Source organism: Bacillus sp. FJAT-50079 (genome assembly GCF_018343515.1).
Taxonomy (GTDB): domain Bacteria; phylum Bacillota; class Bacilli; order Bacillales; family Bacillaceae_C; genus Lederbergia.
The window spans coordinates 419,622-442,687 of sequence record NZ_JAGYPD010000002.1 but is presented as its reverse complement, the minus strand read 5'-3'; the positions used below and the strand labels follow the sequence as shown (position 1 = coordinate 442,687).

General features: G+C 39.2%; 27 protein-coding genes. All 27 read left to right on the top strand.

What is annotated here, in order from left to right:
- Positions 1-98: 98 nt before the first annotated feature.
- The 27 genes from codY (at position 99) to KHA95_RS05980 (ending at position 23,062) form a co-directional block, all read left to right on the top strand.
- Positions 99-878: a GTP-sensing pleiotropic transcriptional regulator CodY gene (codY, locus tag KHA95_RS06110; RefSeq protein WP_213136599.1), complete on the top strand. Its 780-nt coding sequence runs from the start codon at positions 99-101 to the stop codon at positions 876-878.
- A gap of 1,033 nt (positions 879-1,911) precedes the next feature.
- Positions 1,912-2,304, top strand: coding sequence for a flagellar basal body rod protein FlgB (flgB, locus tag KHA95_RS06105; RefSeq protein ID WP_213136598.1), 393 nt, complete (start codon positions 1,912-1,914; stop codon positions 2,302-2,304).
- Positions 2,305-2,763: a flagellar basal body rod protein FlgC gene (gene flgC / locus KHA95_RS06100; protein WP_213136597.1), complete on the top strand. Its 459-nt coding sequence runs from the start codon at positions 2,305-2,307 to the stop codon at positions 2,761-2,763.
- 87 nt (positions 2,764-2,850) lie between these two features.
- A complete protein-coding gene (gene fliE / locus KHA95_RS06095) occupies positions 2,851-3,096 on the top strand; it encodes a flagellar hook-basal body complex protein FliE (RefSeq protein WP_249316677.1) in 246 nt (81 codons plus the stop codon).
- A gap of 61 nt (positions 3,097-3,157) precedes the next feature.
- The gene (gene fliF, locus KHA95_RS06090; RefSeq protein WP_213136595.1) at positions 3,158-4,744 is read left to right on the top strand and encodes a flagellar basal-body MS-ring/collar protein FliF; all 1,587 of its coding nucleotides are present in this window, start codon (positions 3,158-3,160) and stop codon (positions 4,742-4,744) included.
- A gap of 13 nt (positions 4,745-4,757) precedes the next feature.
- Positions 4,758-5,771, top strand: coding sequence for a flagellar motor switch protein FliG (gene fliG / locus KHA95_RS06085; RefSeq protein ID WP_213136594.1), 1,014 nt, complete (start codon positions 4,758-4,760; stop codon positions 5,769-5,771).
- Positions 5,764-6,537: a flagellar assembly protein FliH gene (gene fliH, locus KHA95_RS06080; protein ID WP_213136593.1), complete on the top strand. Its 774-nt coding sequence runs from the start codon at positions 5,764-5,766 to the stop codon at positions 6,535-6,537. The genes fliG and fliH overlap by 8 nt, the downstream gene beginning before the upstream one ends.
- Positions 6,534-7,853, top strand: coding sequence for a flagellar protein export ATPase FliI (fliI, locus tag KHA95_RS06075; RefSeq protein WP_213136592.1), 1,320 nt, complete (start codon positions 6,534-6,536; stop codon positions 7,851-7,853). Before fliH ends, fliI begins: the two co-directional genes overlap by 4 nt.
- A 2-nt stretch (positions 7,854-7,855) precedes the next feature.
- Entirely contained in the window at positions 7,856-8,302 is a 447-nt protein-coding gene (gene fliJ / locus KHA95_RS06070; protein ID WP_213136591.1) for a flagellar export protein FliJ, read from the top strand.
- Positions 8,303-8,322: 20 nt separating this feature from the next.
- Positions 8,323-8,901: a MotE family protein gene (locus KHA95_RS06065; RefSeq protein ID WP_249316609.1), complete on the top strand. Its 579-nt coding sequence runs from the start codon at positions 8,323-8,325 to the stop codon at positions 8,899-8,901.
- A 233-nt stretch (positions 8,902-9,134) separates the two neighbouring features.
- Complete coding sequence (locus KHA95_RS06060; RefSeq protein ID WP_213136590.1) at positions 9,135-10,283, top strand: flagellar hook-length control protein FliK; 1,149 nt, start codon at positions 9,135-9,137, stop codon at positions 10,281-10,283.
- 7 nt (positions 10,284-10,290) lie between these two features.
- Positions 10,291-10,920, top strand: coding sequence for a flagellar hook assembly protein FlgD (gene flgD, locus KHA95_RS06055; RefSeq protein ID WP_213136589.1), 630 nt, complete (start codon positions 10,291-10,293; stop codon positions 10,918-10,920).
- Between the two features lie 14 nt (positions 10,921-10,934).
- Positions 10,935-11,321, top strand: a complete 387-nt coding sequence (locus tag KHA95_RS06050; protein ID WP_213136588.1) for a TIGR02530 family flagellar biosynthesis protein — start codon at positions 10,935-10,937, stop codon at positions 11,319-11,321.
- 91 nt (positions 11,322-11,412) lie between these two features.
- On the top strand, positions 11,413-12,249 hold the full coding sequence (gene flgG, locus KHA95_RS06045; protein WP_213136587.1) for a flagellar basal body rod protein FlgG: 837 nt from the start codon (positions 11,413-11,415) through the stop codon (positions 12,247-12,249).
- A gap of 25 nt (positions 12,250-12,274) precedes the next feature.
- A complete protein-coding gene (locus KHA95_RS06040; protein WP_213136586.1) occupies positions 12,275-12,493 on the top strand; it encodes a flagellar FlbD family protein in 219 nt (72 codons plus the stop codon).
- The gene (fliL, locus tag KHA95_RS06035) at positions 12,486-12,911 is read left to right on the top strand and encodes a flagellar basal body-associated protein FliL (protein WP_213136585.1); all 426 of its coding nucleotides are present in this window, start codon (positions 12,486-12,488) and stop codon (positions 12,909-12,911) included. Before KHA95_RS06040 ends, fliL begins: the two co-directional genes overlap by 8 nt.
- A 31-nt stretch (positions 12,912-12,942) precedes the next feature.
- Positions 12,943-13,944 (top strand): flagellar motor switch protein FliM, encoded by a 1,002-nt coding sequence (gene fliM / locus KHA95_RS06030; protein ID WP_213136584.1) that lies wholly within the window; start codon positions 12,943-12,945, stop codon positions 13,942-13,944.
- Positions 13,934-15,100, top strand: a complete 1,167-nt coding sequence (fliY, locus tag KHA95_RS06025; protein WP_213136583.1) for a flagellar motor switch phosphatase FliY — start codon at positions 13,934-13,936, stop codon at positions 15,098-15,100. Before fliM ends, fliY begins: the two co-directional genes overlap by 11 nt.
- Positions 15,101-15,121: 21 nt before the next feature.
- Positions 15,122-15,484 carry a response regulator gene (locus KHA95_RS06020; RefSeq protein WP_213136582.1) on the top strand — a complete coding sequence of 121 codons (363 nt, stop codon included), beginning with the start codon at positions 15,122-15,124 and terminating at the stop codon, positions 15,482-15,484.
- Positions 15,485-15,491: 7 nt separating this feature from the next.
- Positions 15,492-16,169, top strand: a complete 678-nt coding sequence (locus KHA95_RS06015) for a flagellar biosynthetic protein FliO (protein ID WP_213136581.1) — start codon at positions 15,492-15,494, stop codon at positions 16,167-16,169.
- Positions 16,162-16,830, top strand: a complete 669-nt coding sequence (gene fliP / locus KHA95_RS06010) for a flagellar type III secretion system pore protein FliP (protein ID WP_213136580.1) — start codon at positions 16,162-16,164, stop codon at positions 16,828-16,830. Before KHA95_RS06015 ends, fliP begins: the two co-directional genes overlap by 8 nt.
- A 30-nt stretch (positions 16,831-16,860) precedes the next feature.
- Positions 16,861-17,130, top strand: coding sequence for a flagellar biosynthesis protein FliQ (fliQ, locus tag KHA95_RS06005; protein ID WP_213136579.1), 270 nt, complete (start codon positions 16,861-16,863; stop codon positions 17,128-17,130).
- Positions 17,131-17,134: 4 nt separating this feature from the next.
- Positions 17,135-17,914, top strand: a complete 780-nt coding sequence (fliR, locus tag KHA95_RS06000) for a flagellar biosynthetic protein FliR (protein ID WP_213136578.1) — start codon at positions 17,135-17,137, stop codon at positions 17,912-17,914.
- A complete protein-coding gene (flhB, locus tag KHA95_RS05995) occupies positions 17,911-18,993 on the top strand; it encodes a flagellar biosynthesis protein FlhB (RefSeq protein WP_213136577.1) in 1,083 nt (360 codons plus the stop codon). Before fliR ends, flhB begins: the two co-directional genes overlap by 4 nt.
- Before the next feature lie 36 nt (positions 18,994-19,029).
- Entirely contained in the window at positions 19,030-21,060 is a 2,031-nt protein-coding gene (gene flhA, locus KHA95_RS05990) for a flagellar biosynthesis protein FlhA (protein ID WP_213136576.1), read from the top strand.
- Positions 21,057-22,190 (top strand): flagellar biosynthesis GTPase FlhF, encoded by a 1,134-nt coding sequence (gene flhF, locus KHA95_RS05985; protein WP_213136575.1) that lies wholly within the window; start codon positions 21,057-21,059, stop codon positions 22,188-22,190. Before flhA ends, flhF begins: the two co-directional genes overlap by 4 nt.
- On the top strand, positions 22,187-23,062 hold the full coding sequence (locus KHA95_RS05980) for a MinD/ParA family protein (RefSeq protein ID WP_213136574.1): 876 nt from the start codon (positions 22,187-22,189) through the stop codon (positions 23,060-23,062). Before flhF ends, KHA95_RS05980 begins: the two co-directional genes overlap by 4 nt.
- The last annotated feature ends 4 nt before the right edge of the window (positions 23,063-23,066 follow it).

Sequence of the window (23,066 nt, the reverse complement as noted above, 5' to 3'; positions counted from 1 at the left end):
ACCATTCGTATATCATTCTCAAACTTTAATCGAAATGGCGAAATATGTCGCATTACTTAGAACGATGAAGAATATTGGAATTATTAGGAGGAAAACATATGGATTTATTAACGAGAACAAGAAAGATTAACGCAATGTTACAAAAGGCCGCAGGAAAACCAGTTAATTTTAAAGAAATGGCGGAAACATTAAGTGATGTGATCGGTGCAAACGTGTTTGTCGTGAGCCGTCGTGGGAAATTACTCGGTTTAGCTGTAAATCAACAAATTGAGAATGAAAGAATGAAACAAATGTTTGAAGATCGTCAATTTCCTGAAGAATATACAAGAAATCTATTCAATGTGCTAGAAACATCTCCGAACTTAGATATTGAAAGTGAATATACAGCATTTCCAATTGAAAACAAAGATTTATTTGCGAAAGGTTTAACAACGATCGTTCCGATTATTGGCGGCGGTGAGCGTTTAGGAACATTGATTCTAGCTCGACTTGAGCAAGAATTCCAAGATGCAGATCTTATTTTAGCTGAATACGGTGCTACTGTTGTTGGTATGGAAATCTTGCGTGAGAAATCGGAAGAAATTGAAGAAGAAGCAAGAAGCAAAGCGGTCGTTCAAATGGCGATTAGTTCATTATCATATAGTGAACTTGAAGCAATTGAACATATTTTCGAAGAATTAAATGGCAGTGAAGGTTTGCTTGTTGCATCGAAAATTGCTGATCGGGTAGGTATTACTCGTTCTGTTATCGTTAATGCACTAAGAAAACTTGAAAGTGCTGGTGTTATTGAATCACGTTCTTTAGGTATGAAAGGAACGTATATTAAAGTATTGAATTCTAAATTCCTAAAAGAATTGGATAAAATTAAATCTAACTAATTGGGAGAAAGATCTTTCCAGTAGGTTAAAATAAACAGGTGAAGGAACGTTGTTTCTTCACCTGTTTTTATGTTTTGGATTTTTAATATGTTAATTTTTGAGTACTATTTAATGTAAGCATTTAGTTGTTTTCTTTTTAGTTGAAATTAGTAATATACATACAACGTGAGAAGTAAAAGTCGTTGAGGCGCATTTTTACCTCTAGTCAAGCGTTTTCAATAAACTATTTTATGGAGCTGGCTAAAAAGATCGGAGGAACTGATCTCTTGGAGCCCTCTTTCGATACTCACTCTGCGTTAAACTCGGATGTTGATTTTTAATCTCCGCACTTCGCTTTCGACAGGGTTGAGTGGCAAGTCGCTTTAAGTCAGCGGGATGTTGTTCATGAAGACGTTGCTACAAGCTGTGACGATTTGGGGATTCGTTCCTGTAAAAGTTCCAGAGGAAGCTCACGTTGACGTGCTTTTTCCGCTGTAGTCGCCACATTGCGTGTATGCCTCTATTCAAAAAAATATTTACTTAGATGATGAATGGAAGATCTTCATTCGATTCATATAGCATTTTTCATTTCCTCTCTAAACGATTCTTTCCGCGCGTTCCCACAATTTCGTTAATTTAACACGTCATTCATTTTATTACATATTAATCGTCAAATGAAAGTCCATGTACCTCGTTTATTTTGTTTCGATTTGTTAAACGAATGTAATGAACGATTTTTCTATCGTCTTCTTAAAAGTAGTTCCACTTTTTGTTTCTGGTTTATAGAAAATGATCTAATTTATGGAAAACTATGCTACTTTCGATTGTCGTATTTTTACGATTTTATCAGTTAATAGGTAAAAATAGTCAACAAATTTATAAAAATAGGGTATTTATTACTAATATCAGAATAGGCTCAAAGACCCAATTTTAAGGGAATGTCGGATATTGTCACATATTTCACTAGAGATGTATGGACGTTTTATTGCATTAATATTACAATGGTAGGAGATTACGTAATAAAATTAGAGATTTTCAGTGAGGGTGTCGAAATTTGAAGTTATTCTCCGGGAATATACATCTGTTGGAAAATGCATTAGGGTATTCGTCGCTAAATCAAAAAGCAATAGCCCAAAATATCGCGAATGTCGATGTTCCAAACTATAAAAGAAAAGAAGTTTCTTTTAAGCAAATGCTAAGTGAGGCCTCTGGTAAACCACTAAATGCTTATCGAAGTGATCCTCGACATTTTCATATTCAAGCTAATTCCGAACATACCTCAATGTATGAAGTAAAACAGCAAACCTATCACCATAATGGTAATAACGTTGATATCGATAAAGAGATGTCGGATTTGGCTGCGAATCAAATTTATTACCAGGCATTAGTTGAAAGAATAAATGGGAAATTTTCGACGCTGCAAAACGTCATTAGAGGAGGAAAATAGATGTCTATCTTTCATAGTATGAATATTACTTCTTCTGCATTAACAGCAAATCGTTTAAGAATGGATGTTATTTCCTCAAATATGGCAAATGTCGATACGACAAGAGGGAGTTATGTAAATGGTGAATGGCAGCCGTATACGAGAAAAATGGTCGTCATGCAACCGAAAGAGTCGTCTTTTTCATCAATCTTTCAATCTGCACTAAGCACTAACACGAGTACAAACAACTTACAAGGGGTAAAGGTTAGTAGAATCATTGAAGATGAAACGCCGTATCGTCTCGTTTATGATCCGGATCATCCAGATGCAAATGAAGAAGGGTATGTACAAATGCCAAATGTGGATCCGTTGCGAGAGATGGTTGACTTAATCAGTGCAACTCGCTCGTATGAAGCGAATGTAACAGTTTTAAATGCTTCGAAGTCGATGTATATGAAGGCAATGGAAATTGGCAAGTAGTGATTTAAAGGAGTCGTTTATATCATGAATCAATTGAATCTAATTCAAGCTGTATCTAGTAATCAAATCAATTCAGTTCAGGCTAATATGAATCGTGTCGAAGGTGAACCAAAACAAAATTTTGCGACATTATTGAAGTCAGCGATCAATGACGTAAATGAGGCGCAGCTTCAATCTGATGCGGCGACGACAAAGCTTGCGATGGGTGAGCAGATTGAACTGCATGATGTAATGATTGCGGCGCAAAAAGCAACGATTACTTTACAGGCTGCACTTGAAATTCGTAATAAAGCAGTCGAAGCATATCAAGAAATAATGAGAATGCAAGTATAATAGTTTCTTACTAAAATCATTTTTAAATTGAATAAATGTATGTAAGCTAAGGGGCCTTTAAATGAAAGAGATAATAAAAAGGTACATAACGATAATGAAAGAATTTTGGACGAGTAGGACGGGCAATCAAAGGGTATTATTAATTGGGTCAGTCATTACTGCACTTATTTTTATTATTGGGATATCCTATTTTGCAACAAGGACGACGTTAGTACCTTTATATACAAATTTAAAACCGTCAGAAACAGGTTCGATTAAGGAAAGTCTAGATGAAAAAGGGATTAAATCAGAGATTGCTAATGGTGGAACAACGATCAAAGTTCCTAAGGAAAATGTAGAAACATTAATGGTTGAGCTTGCCGCGGAAGGTATTCCGAAGTCCGGCAATATTGACTACTCATTTTTTGGTCAAAATGCAAGTTTTGGTATGACTGATAATGAATTTAATATTTTGAAGTTAGACGCGACGCAAACAGAGCTTGCCGGATTAATAAAAACAATCGACGGAGTCAATGATGCGACGGTCATGATTAACATGCCCGAAAAAGGAATCTTCGTTAGTGATGTCAATGAATTTGCATCTGCGTCGATCGTATTAAACACAAAGCCTGGTCACGAATTTAGTGAAAAGCAAATCAAGTCTTTATATCATCTCGTATCAAAAAGTATTCCTAATTTACCGCCTGAAAATATTGTGATTCGCAACCAATACTTGGATTATTTCGATCTGGATAATGATCAATCCGGAAATGGTTATACGCAGCAAATGCAAATAAAGGCGCAAATCGAACGCGATATACAGAGACAAGTTCAAAATATGCTAGGAACATTGATCGGGTTTGATAAAGTTGTGACTTCTGTCACTGCAGATATTGATTTCACACAGGAAAATAGAGAAGAAAACCTCGTATCCCCAGTAGATGAGGAAAACATGCGTGGCATAACAATTAGTGCCCAAAGAATTACGGAAACTTATACGGGGACGGCTGATCCAGAAGGAGGAATTCCGGAGGGGGCGGATCCTGCTGAAGGTGGAAATACAAATTACCCGGCTATGACTGAAGGGACAGGCGATTACGAAAAGACGGAAGAAACTTTGAATCACGAGGTCAATCGGATTCGAAAGGAAATTGTCGAAAGTCCTTATAAAATACGTGATCTAGGCATTCAAGTTTTAGTAGAACCACCAGATCCAACAAATATGAACACATTCCCAGAAGAAAGACGAGCAGACATCCAACAAATGCTTGCAACGATTGTAAGAACATCCATTAATAAAGATTATGAGACAGATATATCAGATGAAGCAATTCGTAATAAAGTCGTCGTTTCTGTTCAGCCGTTTAGCGGAAAACCTGAAGTCACAAATGTGCCGGCAATCGCTTTGCCATGGTGGGTGTATGTTGTAGGCGGCTTATTAGTTGTAGTGATTGCGTTGTTAGTCTTCCTAGTTATTAAAGGACGAAAAGGAAAGCAGGATGAAGAAGTGGCTATTGAGGAAACCTACTCTCCGCCAATTGATATTCCTGATGTCAATGAGGAAGTCGTGACAGAGGCAGGAGTCCGTAAAAAACAACTGGAAAAACTTGCTAAGGAAAAACCGGATGAGTTTGCCAAGTTATTGCGGACTTGGATAACCGAAGATTAGGGGAGGTCAAGCTATGTCTAGAAGAGATGGTAAATTAACAGGAAAACAAAAAGCGGCCATCCTTCTCATCTCTCTCGGTCCAGATGTTGCCTCATCTGTATATAAACATTTGACAGAAGAAGAAATGGAGAAGTTGACGCTTGAAATATCAGGTGTTAGAAAAGTAGACTCTTCAGCTAAAGAAGAAGTGATGGACGAGTTTCATAATATTGCAATGGCTCAAGACTATATTTCTCAAGGTGGTATTGGCTATGCAAAAACCGTGTTGGAAAAAGCGCTTGGAGCAGAGCAAGCGATAGAAATCATAAATCGTTTAACATCTTCTTTGCAAGTGAGGCCTTTCGACTTTGCTCGAAAGGCGGATGCAAGCCAAATTTTAAATTTTATTCAAAACGAGCATCCGCAAACTATTGCACTTATCTTATCTTATCTTGACCCTGAAAAAGCGGGGCAAATTTTATCGGAGCTTCCGCAAGAAGTTCAAGCAGATATTGCAAAAAGAATTGCGATCATGGATAGCACTTCGCCAGAAGTAATTAGTGAAGTAGAGGCGATCCTCGAAAGGAAGCTTTCCGCAACGGTGACGCAAGACTATACACAAACGGGCGGAATCGAAGCGGTTGTCGAGGTGTTAAATGGCGTCGATCGTGCGACAGAGAAAACGATTCTAGATTCGTTGGCGATCCAAGATCCAGAGCTTGCCGATGAGATTAAAAAGCGGATGTTTGTATTTGAGGATATCGTTACATTGGATAATCGCTCGATTCAACGTGTTATCCGTGAATGTGAAAATGAAGACCTATTGCTTGCTCTTAAAATTTCGAGTGATGACGTAAAAGCCGTTATTTTCCGCAATATGTCCACGCGGATGGTTGAAACGTTTAAAGAGGAAATGGAATTTATGGGACCTGTTAGACTTCGTGATGTCGAGGAAGCTCAGACAAGAATAGTTAGCAATGTCCGTCGACTGGAGGAAATTGGAGAAATCATTGTAGCTCGTGGTGGAGGAGACGATATCATTGTCTAGATTGATTAAATATCAACCGGAGCTCCATAAAGACCAAGAAAAAACGAAAGTCATTCAAGTAAGAACGTGGACAAATTCTGTAAGTAATGCCGAAGATCTAGTTGACTCATCCGCTTATGAAGAACGTCAACGAATCATTGAACATGCCGAGCAAGAGGCGAAAGCAATCATCACTAATGCGGAAAGACAGAAACACCATATGCTTCAAGAAATCGATCGTGAGCGGCTTGCGATCGAAGATGAGAAAAAGTCAGTTCTGGAAAAAGCATACGAGGATGGGTTTCAAAAAGGCGTACGCGATGGAAAAGAAAGTGGCTTTCTTGAATACGAAAGTTTGATCGATTTAGCGAAACGTGTGACAGATGATTCAAAGACTGCTTTTACAGAATATGTAGAAAAAGCCGAAGAAACGATTTTAGAGCTTGCAGTTGCAGTTGCCGAGCGAATTTTACACAGTAGCTTAGATGAAGACAAGGATAAATTTATCCCACTCGTCCAACATGCGTTGAAAGAAGCGCGAGAATATAAAGAAGTCCAAATCCATGTTCATCCAGCCAACTACGAACAATTATTAGCAGAAAAGGCTGGGCTTGACGCTATTTTTCCAAATGGAATCAAATGCTTTATTTATCCTGATGCTCAGCTAGCGGAATATTCGTGTGTGATTGAATCGGAAAATGGGAAAATCGATGCGACGATTTCCACACAGCTTGTTGAGTTAAGGGGAAAGTTAAAACAACTGTTGCTTGAAGGTGAAGCTGAATGAACGCGAAGGATTTGATTCCTTTCATAAAAGACATACATACATATAAGCATTACGGAAAGGTAATCCGTGTGATCGGCCTGATGATTGAATCACAAGGTCCAGAAAGTTCGATCGGAGATGTATGTATGATTCATGTGGGCGGAAAAGCGAAACGCAGAAAAATCATTGCAGAAGTTGTTGGTTTTAAAGAACAAAACATCATCTTAATGCCTTATTCGGATATCCAGGATATTGCACCAGGAAGCCTTGTAGAGGCGACGGGGAAACCTCTGGAAATCAAAGTAGGCCATGAGTTAATCGGCAAAGTGATTGACTCATTAGGTCGTCCGCTTGACGGCTCATCGATGTCACTTAATATGGAAACCGTCGCAACCGATCGTACACCGCCAAATCCACTAAGTAGACCACCGATTTCTGATGTTTTAGAAGTTGGGGTGAAGGCAATTGATAGTCTTTTAACCGTGGGAAAGGGGCAAAGGCTCGGCATTTTTGCCGGAAGTGGAGTGGGGAAAAGTACTTTACTTGGGATGATTGCAAGAAATACAAAAGCGGATATTAATGTGATTGCACTGATCGGTGAACGGGGGCGTGAAGTAAGGGAGTTTATTGAGCGTGACTTAGGGCCAGAAGGCTTAAAAAAGTCAATTGTAATCGCAGCGACTTCTGATCAACCGCCATTAATGAGAATTAAAGGGGCATTTGCCGCCACTGCCATTGCTGAATATTTCCGTGATAAAGGCTATGATGTCATGTTTATGATGGACTCCGTAACCCGTGTTGCGATGGGGCAACGTGAGGTAGGCTTAGCGGTTGGTGAGCCACCAGCGACGAAGGGATATACGCCGTCTGTATTTTCGATTTTACCAAGACTGCTCGAAAGAACAGGAACGAGTGATAAAGGAACGATTACTGCTTTTTATACGGTTTTAGTTGATGGCGATGATATGAATGAACCGATTGCAGATGCAGTGCGGGGGATTCTCGACGGCCATATTGTACTCGACCGTACGCTTGCAAATAAAGGGCAATACCCTGCGTTAAATGTATTAAGAAGTGTAAGTAGGCTTATGAACCATTTAACAACGAAAGAGCATCGGACGGCTTCAGAAAAAATTAGAGACTTATTAAGCACGTACATGAACTCGGAAGATCTCATAAATATTGGAGCGTATAAAAAGGGTGCATCAAAGGAAATTGATGAAGCGATCAAATTGTATCCACATATTATTTCATTTTTGAAGCAGGAAACCGATGAGCAAATATCAAGTGAACAAAGCATCCAACGTTTGATTGAGTTGGCAGAAGCGGGTGAATGAACATGAAGTACCAATTTAAATTTCAAAAGATCCTTCATTTAAAAGAGCGAGAAAAAGATGAAGCAATGGGCATTTATCAAGATTCGGTTAAAAAGTTTGAAGATGCGGCGGAGCATTTATTCGGGTTATTAAAGAAAAAAGAAGGCCTTGAGCATTTTCAATCCGACAAGCTATCTCAAGGATTGCCTATTAGTGAAATTAGGCATTATCAAAATTTCATTACTAATTTAGAAAAGTCGATTGAACATTACCAACTCGTCGTGATGAATGCTCGCAATAAAATGAATTGGTGTGAAGAAAAACTGCTTGAAAGCAATATTGAAATGAAAAAATACGAAAAAATGAAAGAAAAAAGTTACCAATCGTATGTACGAATGGTAAACGAGATTGAAAACATGCAACTCGATGAAATTTCTTCCATCCAATATTTTCATCGGGAAGGAAGCTAGGTGATGAAGTGGAAAAATCCTTGAAAAAACAAAAGGAAGTAAAAGAAGCGAGTCTTTTGCAAAGATTCATATTTTGGGGCATTATTCCACTTTTATTCGCTCTTTTTATCGGACTGCTTATTACTTCTTTAATGGGGATAAATGTCTTTGAGAAAGCGAAAGAAATAAGTGGAAAACTCACTGCCATCTCGAATATGAAGGTGGAGAATGAAAACATTGTCCAGCTTGAAGAGAAAATTATTCACTTAGATGCGGAAATTCAAGATAAAGATGCTGAGATTTCCCAATTGAAAAGCCAAATTGAAAGCAAAGAGGCAGAGCAAGATCGACTTTTGTTGGAGCAGCAAAGATTGGAAGAAACGATTGCCGAACTAAGGCAGATTCAGGATGAAAACAAACGAGCTTTTAAAGAAATGATTATGACTTTTGAAGCAATGACAGCCAAAAAATCTGCACCGATTATTATGGAAATGAAAGAGGAAGAAGCGCTTAAAATTTTAGCGAATTTAAGCACAGAATCACTTGCTAAAGTGATGGAAAATATGCCAGCAAAGGATGCAGCGGCATATTCCGAAAAGCTTTCCGCAATAACGAACTAACAGAAGTTGCTCTTTTCTAAGTAAGAAGAATTTTTTCGGAACAAACAGCCTTGCTGATTCACATCAGGCCTTCGGCGGAAGTCACAGCTTTATGAAGCTCAAGAAAGCGATCTAAGTTCGCCGCGAACTGCGGCAACAGTTGTAACCTGTATCTTGCGGGCACGAGGTCAAAAAAATTGGACGCAATTACGCCTTGGCGGATTGACTAGATAATCGAAAGGTGGTGAAAAGATTTGAGAATTGACAATCTTTTGCTAGGGTCTTTAAAAAGCCAAATAGCCTCCCATGAATTGAAGCCGACTACTGAATTTCAAGCAATATTAGAAAACGCACTTATGCCGATTACTTCAAAAGAGAGCGAGAGTGGGAGTGAGGAACAAACAGCCTCATTACTAGATGAATTATATTCGGCTATCATGGAAGCTTTATCGCCGGAAATAGAGCTCAACGATCGTCCGCTCGACCGTGATTTATTTTTTATATCGACAGACATTATTGATCATGTAAAAGCTGAATTACATTTGTCACCAACTGAGGATGACGCTGATGAAAGGGAATTGATTGATGAGTTGCTCTTTATTTTTCAACAGCTAAACATCATCGACTTTCGTGAGCAACAGCGGCTGCCCGTGCAGGAAATTGCGGAACTCGTAAAAATGACTAAGCAAATTCAGCCATTTGAGTACCATGAAACAACGAAGCTAGAGCAATTGAATAGCGAGTTGCAAAAATTCGTAGAAAAACTAAAGCATGCTCAATCAGAAACACGCTCTACTCCTTTTCCTGGTCTGTTAGCAACGGTTTTCATGAATCGCAAAGATTCGTTGCAGCCGTTCATCCAGACTAGCCAGGCGAGCCAGACAAATGGTGCCGATTTTCCTGTATCGATGCAGCAACCGATGACGAAGATTGAACAATTTGTTCTTCACCTTGGTAATCGATCGAACGAACAGCCGCTTATGAATGAATTCGTGAAACAATTCTCAAACATATTAGCCCAATCACAATTCTCGCAAACGCGTACGAGCTCCCGCTTGTTCATAAAGCTTTATCCTGAACATTTAGGGACGTTAAATGTTGAGCTTATACAAAAAGATGGGGCGATGATTGCGAGAATGATCGCATCGACGAGCTCTGCGAAGGAGCTACTTGACAAACAAATTCATCAATTGAAGCAAGCATTTGCGCATCAAAATATTCCTTTGGATAAAGTCGAAATTACATATAACAACCAACATGACTTGCAAAAGTATCCAAATGGACAAGGGCAACAAGAAGGGAAAGATGGACAAGCAAATCATCAGAATGAGAAAGATCACGAAGAGGGTCAAGCAAACTTTAGTGATACATTGAATGATCTTTTGTTTGAAATGGAGGTGTAGGTTAGCGATGGTTAATTCCATTCACTCAGATTTACTATTATCTTCCGTGCAAAAGCGAGAAGTGAAGACGGGTAATGATATTTTAGGAAAAGATGATTTTTTGAAAATATTGATGGTACAGTTACAAAATCAAGATCCGATGAATCCGATGGAAGATAAGGAATTCATAGCGCAGATGGCGACTTTTTCTAGCTTAGAGCAAATGACGAATATGAGTCAGTCAATGGAGAAATTAGTTGAGCTTCAAACACAAACGAGTTTAATTGCATACCAACAATTAATTGGAAAAGAAGTGACTTGGCATACAATAGACGATCATGCAGAGTCTGGAGAAATATCCATTAATGAAGGAAAAGGAATTGTAAAAACCGTTCAATTTATGGGAGACACCGTAAAAATTATTTTAACTGATGGGAAAGAACTTGCACCAGCAAATGTATCAGAGCTAACAGATACAGCGGTGGAAACCCCACTTATTCAAGCAAGTTTAATGATCGGAAAGCAAATCTCGTGGCTAAATGATGATCAAGAATTTAGCAGCATTGTTCAGTCTGTTTCCATGAAAGATGGCTTTGTAACACTTATGACAAATGATGGGCAGGAAGTAAAAACAAGTCAATTAATAAAAATTAGTTAAAGAGGATGGGTGTCATGGGCAATAGTCTTATTCATCAACTTCAATCGCAGCCGATGATCAACCACCCCATTACTAAAAAAAATGTGGCTAAAAACAGCTCCACCAGCGAAGCTTTCTCCACTCATTTGCAACGCGCGGAAACCAACTTGGCAATTAGTAAACATGCGGAGATGAGAATGGAACAAAGGCAAATTAATATACAGCCACATGTTTGGAAGGAAATCGGAGCGAAAGTAGACGAAGCAAAACAAAAAGGTGTGAAAAATTCACTCGTACTCTTACAAAACGCGGCATTAATTGTAAGTGCCAAAAACAGTACTGTCGTAACGGTAATGGATCGCCAAGAAGCAGGGAGCCAAATTTTCACAAAGATTGATGGGACAATTATTATCGATGAATAATACAATTTCTTACGGAAACGGCTGGACCTTATGAGGAGGCCGAGAACCGCTGACAGATTGACGCGGTTAACATGAAAGGGGAATGTAATCAATGATTCGTTCAATGTATTCAGGCATTAGCGGGATGAAAAACTTTCAAACAAAATTAGATGTGATCGGAAATAATATCGCAAATGTAAACACATATGGGTTTAAAAAAGGGCGGATTACCTTTAAAGATATGGTAAGCCAAACGATATCAGGTGCAAGTGGTCCATCCCAAGGTAAAGGTGGAATCAACCCGAAGCAGGTTGGACTGGGAGCACAGCTAGCTGCAATTGATACGATTGATACTCAAGGATCACTGCAGCCGACGGGGCGAGTGCTTGATCTTGCCATTCAAGGAGATGGCTATTTAATCGTGGCTGAAGGAACGCCTGGTGCAGCTGGATTTCCAGATGTAACACTTTATACGCGGGCGGGAAATTTATATTTAAATAACCAAGGGTATCTCGTTACTTCATCCGGCCATTATGTATTGAATAATGATGCCAATCCTGCTCCAATTCAATTGAATGGTGGAAACATTGATGAAATTCAAAACTTAAGTATTTCAGAGGATGGGAAAATTTCCTTTATTGCTGGTGGTGTATTAAATGAAGGGTCTGAACCGATCATTGGTTTAGCACGCTTTACGAATACAGGTGGGCTTGAAAAGGTTGGCGAAAACATGTACCAAGAAACAGCTAATTCAGGAGTACGTACAATTATGACGCCAGCAACAAATGGAGCAGGTACACTCGTTTCAGGCGTACTTGAAATGTCAAACGTCGATCTTTCAGAGGAATTTACAGAAATGATCGTTGCACAACGTGGCTTCCAAGCGAATACGAGAATCATTACAACATCAGATGAAATTTTACAAGAATTAATGAATTTGAAACGGTAAGTGAGAGGAAGAGGGTCGAACTAGGGTGATTATGATTACAAAATTAAATGGCCATTCATTTCACTTGAATGCACTCTTGATTGAAAAAATTGAGTCCTTTCCAGATACGACGATTACGTTAACGAATGGCCGTAAGTACATTGTGGCTGAATCTGAGGAGCAGGTGAAAAAGCGAATCCTCTCCTTTTATAAGTCAATCCAATTATTAGGGCGGCCAGGATGGGGGGACCAAGAAGATGAGTAAAAAACTGATCAACATTATGATCGTCCTATTAACAATGATTTTACTATTAGGTGTGCTTGCCTATATGTATCTCATAAAAATCGATCAAAAAGATGTGGCGAAAGAGCCGACGATTGATGAAATATTAAAGGTTTCCGTTGATGTACCGGAAATAACAACGAATTTAAGAAACAATCAATATGTGAAAATTTCTTTCAAAGTTCAGACGGATGGAAAAAAGGCAAAAGAAGAATTTGAAAAACGTGATTTTCAAATTCAAAATGTAATCATTGGAGAGCTCTCAGAAATGGAGCCAGCTGATTTACACGGAAAAGAAGGCAAGAAAATATTAGAAGAATCCATGAGAGAAAGAATCAATGAATTAATGCAAGATGGTAAAGTCGTTGAAGTGTACATCACCTCCTATATTATTTCGTAAAGTGAAAACAAATTGAATCGGAGGTGTCGCCATGCCGGGAGATGTGTTGACACAGAGTGAAATTGATGCGTTATTATCTGCTATTTCTACCGGTGAAATGACAGCAGAGGAATTAAAAAAAGAAGAAGAAACAAATCGGGTTAAGCCTTATGATTTTAAACGAGCACTAAGATTTTCGAAGGAACAGGTTAGAAGTATAACGAGAATTTACGAAAACTATGCTCGCTTACTGACGACATTTTTTTCCGCACAGCTTCGCACATATATTAATATTACAGTTGCATCGGCGGACCAAATTCCATATGAGGAATATATCCGTTCGGTTCCGAACATGACGCTTTTAAATGTATTTGAGGCCCCGCCGCTTGATGGACGAATGATTATGGAAGTGAATCCGAGTGTTGCTTATGCGATGATTGATCGCATTTTAGGGGGAAAAGGGGCAACCATCAATCGATCAAATAATTTCACGGAAATTGAAATGAGGTTATTGACGAACTTATTTGAACGTACGCTTGAGCATTTACAAGAAGCGTGGGATGGACTTGCTGACATCGACCCGATTCTTACGGAAATTGAAGTGAATCCGCAGTTTTTACAAATTGTTTCACCGAATGAAACGGTCGTCGTCATTTCAATGAATGCAAGTGTTGGTGAGACAACAGGGATGATTAATATTTGCATTCCACATGTGCTGCTTGAACCAATCATTCCACGACTTTCTGCACATTATTGGATGCAGACAATAAGTAAGGAAAGAAAGCCAGATGAAATTTTCTTGCTTGAAGAAAAAGTGAAGGATGCGAACGTTCAACTAACAGCACAGCTTGGTACTTCAAAACTGGCAATCGAGGACTTTTTAGCACTTGATCGTGGAGATGTAATTGAATTAAATACGCGGATTGATGCGCCGCTAATTGTAAAGATTGGCGGGATCTCTAAGTTTATTGGACAGGCAGGCAAGCAAAATAAAAAATTAGCCGTACAAATTTTAGATGTGTTTGAGGAGGGAGATGAGAAAGATGAATGGTGATATGCTCTCTCAAGATGAGATTGACGCGTTATTAAACGGAGGTCTTTCTGATCCAGAATCAATGACAGAGGACATTTCTTTGAAGGTTACTGATTATTTAACTGAAATGGAGCAAGATGCTTTAGGCGAAATAGGGAATATCTCTTTCGGCAGCTCAGCCACAGCTCTTTCAACTCTATTAAATCAAAAAGTTGAAATTACAACACCTGAAGTATCAATTATTGATCATGCAAAGTTGGAAGAAGAATTTCCACATCCATATGTAGCGATTCAAGTGAAGTACACAGACGGGTTTTCAGGGGTAAATATTTTAGTCATTAAACAAACCGATGCTGCGATTATCGCTGATTTAATGCTGGGTGGAGATGGCACATCGCCAGCAAACGAGATGGGTGACATTCATTTAAGCGCAGTTCAAGAAGCGATGAATCAAATGATGGGCTCAGCGGCTACATCGATGTCGTCCGTTTTTAATAAACGAGTCGACATTTCTCCACCGACGATCGAGCTTTTAAACTTAGAAGCAGGCGAAGGAACAGAGACGATTCCACAGCAAAATTTACTTGTGAAAATATCGTTCCGCCTGAAAATCGGAGAATTAATAGATTCCAATATTATGCAAGTGTTGCCAGTTGACTTTGCTAAAAGTCTTGTGGAAGATCTATTTTCACAAACACAAGAAACGACAGCTGTACCTGAAGCATCCGCTTCTATCCAGAAAGAGCCGGAGTCACAAATGGCAACAATGGCAGAGATAAATGTACAGCCAACACCATCAATGGTAAATGAACACAATCAATCAAATGATCCGCAATCTGAACGGAAAAAAGAAGAGATGCCGCATATTCAGACGGCCAGTTTTGCTGAATTTACGGAAACACCGACAACACCGGAAATTAAAAATTTAGATATGCTTCTGGATATACCTTTACAAGTGACGGTTGAGCTAGGGAGAACGAATCGTTCAGTGAAAGATATATTGGAGCTTGGCTCTGGTTCGATTATCGAGCTTGATAAATTGGCGGGAGAACCCGTAGATATCCTTGTCAATAATCGTTTAATTGCCCAAGGCGAAGTAGTGGTTATTGACGAGAATTTCGGTGTGCGTGTAACGGATATCGTCAGTCAAAAGGATCGATTAAAAAGATTAAAGTAGATAGATATTGGAGGAATTACAATGGCTAATAGAATTTTAATTGTTGATGATGCAGCTTTTATGAGAATGATGATTAAAGATATTTTAACGAAAAATGGTTTTGAAGTGGTTGGAGAAGCGGCAGATGGGGCTGAGGCAGTTGAAAAATTTAAAGAATTAAAGCCTGATCTCGTTACAATGGATATTACAATGCCTGAAATGGATGGAATTTCTGCATTAAAAGAAATTAAAGGATTTGATCCAGCAGCGAAAATTATTATGTGCTCTGCGATGGGACAGCAAGCAATGGTCATTGATGCAATTCAAGCAGGTGCGAAAGACTTTATTGTAAAACCATTCCAAGCAGATCGAGTCATTGAAGCTATTCAAAAAACGTTAGGATAAGGGTCAGATGAAATTTTTTCAGAAAGCAGTAACGGTCATCGCAATCATTCTTTTATTTTCTAACTTAGCGGGTTCGCAACTGCATGTGTTTGCACAAGTTCATGATAATGTGGCTGATTGCATTGGTGAAGCGGCAAAATGTGATGAGCCAGAAGCAGAAGGTTCAAAGGGAAAAGAAGCGATTACGTCGACAAATAGCAAAGTAAATATCGGATTTTCTGAAGTGGCGAAAATGATCGGGTCTTTGCTATTTGTCATTGCCCTTCTTTATTTCTTATTAAAATTTGTGAATAAGAAAAGTGCAGCCTTTCAGCAAAATAGGCTTGTGCAAAATATGGGTGGAACATCACTCGGAGGGAACCGCTCAATCCAAGTCGTGAAGATGGGCAATCAATTGCTCGTTCTCGGTGTGGGGGAAGAAGTGCGTTTGCTGAAAGAAATTACGGATGAAGCCGAATATAATGAGTATATTCGTCAGTACGAGGAACAGCTTGAACGTAATCTTCAGCCAGCAGATATCATTTCAAAATGGCTGAAACGCAAAAACGAAGCGGCAAAACCATCTCAGGCAGAAGCAGAAAAGCCATTTCATCTTCATTTAAAAGAGCAATTAGATGACATGAAAAAAAGTAGAAAAAAAGCGTTAGAAAAGCTTGGAGAGAAGGAGCAACATTCAGATGGATGAGTTTATGGCATTTTTTAATAACAGTTCGGGTGAAGCTGTTTCTACTTCTGTGAAGCTGTTCCTGTTATTAACGGTTTTATCGCTCGCTCCAAGTATTTTAATCTTAATGACATCCTTTACGAGAATCATTATCGTCCTTTCATTTGTTCGTACATCACTTGCGACACAACAAATGCCACCGAATCAGGTGCTCGTTGGACTTGCTTTGTTTTTAACGTTTTTTATTATGACTCCTGTTTTTTCAGAAGTGAATCAAGAGGCATTACAGCCATTATTCAATGATGAAATTCAATTGGAAGAGGCGTATGAACGAGCGGCGGTACCATTTAAAGACTTTATGAGTAAACATACGAGGCAGAAGGATCTGGATTTATTTTTAAACTATGCGCAGCTTGAGCGACCGGAAACAATTCAAGACATACCTTTAACTGCACTTGTGCCAGCATATGCATTAAGTGAATTGAAGACTGCCTTTCAAATTGGCTTTATGATTTTCATTCCCTTTTTAGTGATCGATATGGTTGTCGCTAGTATATTAATGTCGATGGGGATGATGATGCTTCCACCGGTGATGATTTCACTTCCTTTTAAAATTTTACTTTTTGTGCTTGTAGATGGCTGGTATTTAGTTGTTAGATCGTTGTTGCAAAGCTTTGGATAATAAAAACACAAACATGAACGAGGTGATTGAATGAATGCAGAGGCAGTTATCGCTCTTGCTGAAAAAGGCGTGTTTACAACATTGATTGTTGCCGGTCCAATATTGCTGCTCGCCCTGATCGTTGGGTTAGCGGTAAGTATTTTTCAGGCGACAACACAAATACAAGAACAAACGCTAGCATTCATCCCAAAGATCGTTGCCGTTCTTGTTGGTATTGTGTTTATGGGACCGTGGATGTTAAGCCGATTATTATCATACGCAACAGAAATATTTCAAAATTTAACTCGATTTGTAGGTTAAGGTCATGGAAAACGTACTTAATAGCTTTCCTGTTTTCTTGCTTGTTTTTACGAGAGTCTCGGCCTTTTTTGTGACAATGCCGTTGCTTTCATATCGAACATTACCTGCATCATATCGAATTGGTTTTGCTTTTTTTCTTTCTTTCATTATGTACAGTACGATTTCGATTGAGACAATGGAGATAACTGGAAATTATTTATTGTTAATTTTCAAAGAAGCAAGTGTCGGGCTTTTACTTGGGTTTATCGCATATATGATGTTATCGGCGGTGCAAATTGCCGGAGGATTTATTGATTTTCAAATGGGGTTTGCGATAGCGAACGTCATTGATCCGCAAACGGGTGCACAAAGCCCACTCATTGGACAATATTTATATATGTTCGCTTTATTGTTTTTGTTAGCGGTAAATGGTCATCATCTTATTCTAGATGGGGTGTATTACAGTTATCAGTTCATTCCGATTGATCAGCTATTTCTCCCATTTGGTGATAGCAATATGATTGAATATGTCATCCAATCATTTAGCTTAATGTTTATGATCGCTTTTCAAATGGCGATACCAGTGATCGCATCGTTATTTCTTGTTGATGTTGCACTCGGAATCGTTGCTCGCACCGTTCCGCAATTAAATATTTTTGTTGTGGGCTTTCCGATAAAAATTGCTGTTAGCTTTCTCATTATTTTTATCGTACTAGCTGTCATGTTTGGCGTCATTCAACATATTTTCGAAACGATGCTACATGTGATGAGAACGGTAATGGAGTTTATGGGGGGATTAAGATGAAGCAGCTTTCTCTTGATCTTCAATTTTTCGCAGGGGAAAAAACAGAAAAAGCAACGCCGAAAAAGCGGCTAGAATCAAAACGAAAAGGTCAAACGGCGAAAAGTCAAGATGTAAATACAGCGATCGGTTTATTAGCTGTTTTTGGCTTTCTCATTTTCTTTTCCGCACAGCTCGGTCCGGTTGCACTTGATGTTTTTCGACATTCCTTTACGACGTTCTTGTTAATGGATATAACAGAAGCGAATATGCAGCTGATCATGCTTGATGTGCTCAAGGAAGTTGCTTTTTTGCTTGGCCCGATTATGTTAGTCGCTCTTTTGGCTGGAATAGCAGCGAATGTTTTACAAGTAGGATTTATGTTTTCAGCAGAACCGTTGCAGCCAAAATTGGAGAAGCTTGATCCGATTAAAGGTTTAAAGCGCATTTTTTCAATTCGGGCAATTGTCGAGCTCCTGAAGTCGATCCTAAAAATTAGCTTTGTTGGCGCAATTACGGTAACCGTTCTTTGGAGCCGGATCGATGAAGTGCTAGTTTTAGCATATAAACCGATTGGGACTGCTTTACAAACGGTTGGCGGTTTGACATTGCAAATGGGCATTGCTGCTTCATTGGCACTATTATTTTTATCGCTTTTTGATTTTTTATATCAAAAATATGATTTTGAGAAAAACATCCGTATGTCCAAACAAGATATTAAAGATGAATATAAAAATACCGAAGGGGATCCGCTTATTAAATCAAAAATTAAGCAAAAGCAAAAGGAAATGGCGATGTCACGGATGATGCAAGAAGTTCCAAAAGCAGACGTCATCATTACGAATCCGACTCATTATGCAATTGCTTTAAAATATGATGAAGAAAATGCGGATGCGCCGATTGTCATTGCAAAGGGTGTCGATTTTATCGCGCAAAAAATCAAGCTAATCGCGAATGAACATAAAGTCGTGATGGTTGAAAATCGCCCTTTAGCTCGATCATTGTACGATCAGGTGGAAGTTGGTCAAGCAATACCCGATGACTTTTTTAAAGCAGTAGCGGAAATTTTAGCTTACGTATATAGAATTAAGAATAAAATCTAGATTGCATTCGCTTGGTTTTGGCAAGGAGAGGTCGTTATGAAGGTCAAAGATATTGCAGTATTATTAGGGGTTATTTTAATTGTTGCCATGCTGGTCATCCCTTTTCCGACATGGTTATTAAGTTTGCTCATCATAACGAATATTTCCCTTGCATTGCTTGTTCTTTTAACAGCGATGAATATGAAGGAAGCTCTACAATTTTCGATCTTTCCTTCATTAATATTATTATTAACTTTGTTTCGGCTTGGCTTGAACGTATCTACGACAAGATCGATCCTTTCAAAAGGGGATGCCGGTGGTGTGGTAGAAACGTTCGGGACATTTGTTGTTGGTGGCAACGTCCTTGTTGGGATTGTCGTCTTCTTCATTTTAATTATTATTCAATTTATCGTTATTACAAAAGGAGCCGAACGTGTTTCAGAAGTCGCAGCGAGATTTACGCTTGATGCGATGCCAGGAAAGCAAATGAGTATTGATGCTGATTTAAATGCGGGTGTCATTTCCGAACATGAAGCAAGGGAACGCAGAGAAAAAGTATCAAGGGAATCCGATTTTTACGGAGCGATGGATGGAGCAAGTAAGTTTGTTAAAGGTGACGCCATTGCAGGGATTATTATCGTATTTATAAATCTTCTATTTGGGATCATCATCGGGATGATGGACGGCTTACCACTTGGGGAAGCTTCGACGAAATATTCGATGCTTACGGTTGGTGATGGAATTGTCAGTCAGATTCCCGCCTTGCTCATTTCAACGGCGACTGGGATCGTCGTCACACGTGCAGCATCAGAAGGAAATATCGGTACAGATATTTTAGAACAATTATTTGCCAATGCGAAAATGCTTTATATTGCGGCAGGGACGATTTTCCTCCTAGGGATTACGACTCCAATCAATGACGTGCTTACGATTCCGATTGCGGCCTCATTAGCGATTGGTGGTTATATGCTTTCACGTGTATCACCAGCTTCGGAAGACGATCTATTAGAATCGGTCGAACAGACGGAAGTTGATGAAATGAAAAGTCCCGATAGTGTTATTAATTTATTAAATGTGGATGCGATCGAATTTGAATTTGGCTATGGATTGATTCCGTTGGCTGATGTGAATCAAGGTGGAGATTTACTTGATCGGATTGTAATGATTCGCAGGCAGCTCGCCTTGGAATTGGGGATCGTCATTCCAGTCGTCCGGATCCGCGACAATATCCAACTGGAACCGAATGAATATCGTTTGAAAATTAAAGGAAACGAAATGGCGCGCGGTGAACTGCTGCTCGATCATTATTTAGCCATGAGCCCCGGTGGAGAAGATACGGTCGAGGGAATCGAGACGGTTGAGCCGGCGTTTGGGCTTCCAGCTAAGTGGATTACCGATGAAGTAAAAGAACATGCTGAATTGATGGGGTATACGGTCGTTGACCCTGCTTCCGTTGTATCAACGCATATTACAGAAGTGCTAAAAGTGAACGCCTACGATTTACTAGGGCGGCAAGAAACAAAGCAATTAATCGATCATCTTCAGGAATCATATCCAATATTAGTAGAGGAAGTAACACCGAACCCATTGTCGATTGGAGAAGTACAAAAGGTGTTAGCGAAACTATTGAAAGAAAATGTATCGATCCGGAATTTGCCAATTATATTCGAAACATTGGCCGACTATGGAAAGTTAAGTTCCGATACAGAATTATTAACCGAATATGTACGCCAATCATTAGCAAGGCAAATTACGAGTCAATATGCGAGCGACGGTTCGACATTAAAGGTGATTACCGTATCTGGTAAAATTGAAAAAATGATTGCGGATAGTATACAACAAACGGAGCACGGTAATTATTTATCGATGGACCCTACGAACTCACAGCAAATTCTCGAGGCTGTTGCTGGACAAGTGGAAGAATTATCATTAATGCAATACTCACCGATCTTGCTCTGTTCACCGGCGGTTCGTATGTATGTCCGGCAAATGTTGGAGCGATACTTTCCGCAAGTTCCGATTCTCTCCTACAATGAATTAGAAGCAAATGTTGAAGTACAAAGCATTGGGGTGGTGAATGTCGAATGAATGTAAAAAAAATTATAGCACCTACGATGCAGGCGGCGCTGGCGAAAGTAAAGGACGAATTAGGTGATCAAGCAGTCATTTTACACTCGAAGATGATTTATGACGGGGGATTTTTAGGACTGTTTAAAAAGAAAAAGTATGAAGTGATCGCTGCGCTTGATGAGAATCCTGTCATTCCAAAGCCGACGGTCAAAAACAAGCAAAGAAAAATTCCGCAGCAAGCCAACGTAGAGGTGAGACAAGCTCAAACGGGTGTTGCTGACAATGTTTTAGCGGAGCTCGCGACATTGAAAAAGGAATTAAAGACAGTGAAGCGCGAGCCGTTTTTCATTCGTCATTTTCCCGAACCAATCCAAGCGTGCTTGCTTCATTTACAAAAAGCAGATGTTGCTGATCAGCATATCGAAGAAATTGGTCAGCAATTATTGGAAAAATGGCGTCAATCACCTACTCCACCTGAGCAGGCCGATGTTTTTTCTTGGTGTAAAAACATCATGATAGAGCGCCTAGGCCCTTTTCAATACAAAGAAATAAACGAAATGAAAAAATATATTAATGTCGTTGGACCAACAGGAGCCGGTAAAACGACGACACTTGCTAAGCTTGCGGCTGTGGCCGTGCTTGAGCATAAAAAAAGGGTTGCATTGATTACAGTTGATACATATCGAATTGCTGCCATTGATCAATTAAAAACTTACGCGGAATTATTACAGCTTCCGCTTGAAATTGCTTATGATCAGCATGATTTTTCGGAAGCAATTAAAAAGTTTGCAGACTATGATCTCGTGTTAATCGATACAGCAGGTAGAAACTATCGCGAACTTGAGTTTGTCCACGACCTAAAAGGTATGTTTGGGGAAACAGAGATGGAAACGTTATTAGCATTGCCAATTTCTATGAAAGAAAAGGATCTAGAAATCATCGTTAATCATTTTCAGCAATTACCGTTTAACTATTTTCTGTTTACAAAGGCTGATGAAACACGATCGTACGGAGCAATGTACAATTTAATCGTCGATAATCAACGCGGGGTCACTTATATCACAACGGGACAAGAGGTCCCAGATGATATGATCGCGGCAAGTCCTGAACGGATTGCTCACTATGTACTTGAGGATGAAACGATATGAAAGATCAGGCAGAGAAATTACGGAGTATGCTTCAGGCACAATCGGAATCGAAAAAAATGGCGAAAACAATCGCGGTTGTGAGCGGAAAAGGTGGAGTCGGTAAATCGAATATTTCCTTAAACTTAGCATTCACATTAGCAGATAGAGGCAATCGCGTCTTACTGTTTGATCTAGATATTGGGATGGGAAATGTAAACATTCTACTTGGACGAACGACATCCAATGATCTATCCCATTTTTTGCGTAATGAGGTAAGTTTGTCATCGATTATTCATACTTCCGATGATGGCGTTTCTTATATTTCAGCAGGCAATGGATTAAACGAAATCATCGAGATCAATCCAATCACATTAGAGCGATTATTACAAGGATTGAAAGAGCTGCAAGAGACATACGATTATATTATTTTTGATATGGCAGCTGGTGCGAACTCACCTGCTTTAAATCTTTTGCTATCTGCAGATGATATTTTTGTCATTAGTACACCAGAACCGACAGCAATGACCGACGCATACTCAATGATGAAGTTTATAAGTATGGAAGAAGTGAATAGCCGATTTTTACTCATTTGTAATCGCGCCGATTATGAAGAGCAAGGTCAAGAAACATTGCGGCGCTTACAAACGACGGCACGTACGTTTTTAAATCGCGACGCAATTATGCTTGGTGTTCTTCCGGAAGATAAACATGTAAGGCAAGCAGTCATTAGTCAGGTCGCTTTTTCAAAAAAGTTTCCTAAAGCTGCAATTACTAATAAACTAAAAAAAATCGTCGATATATACGTAGAAGACGATTTTGAGAAAAAGCGGGAAAAAGATTCATTTTTACTGACATTGCGGCGCCTTTTCAGTGATAAGGGGAGGCGGAAATGAAAAT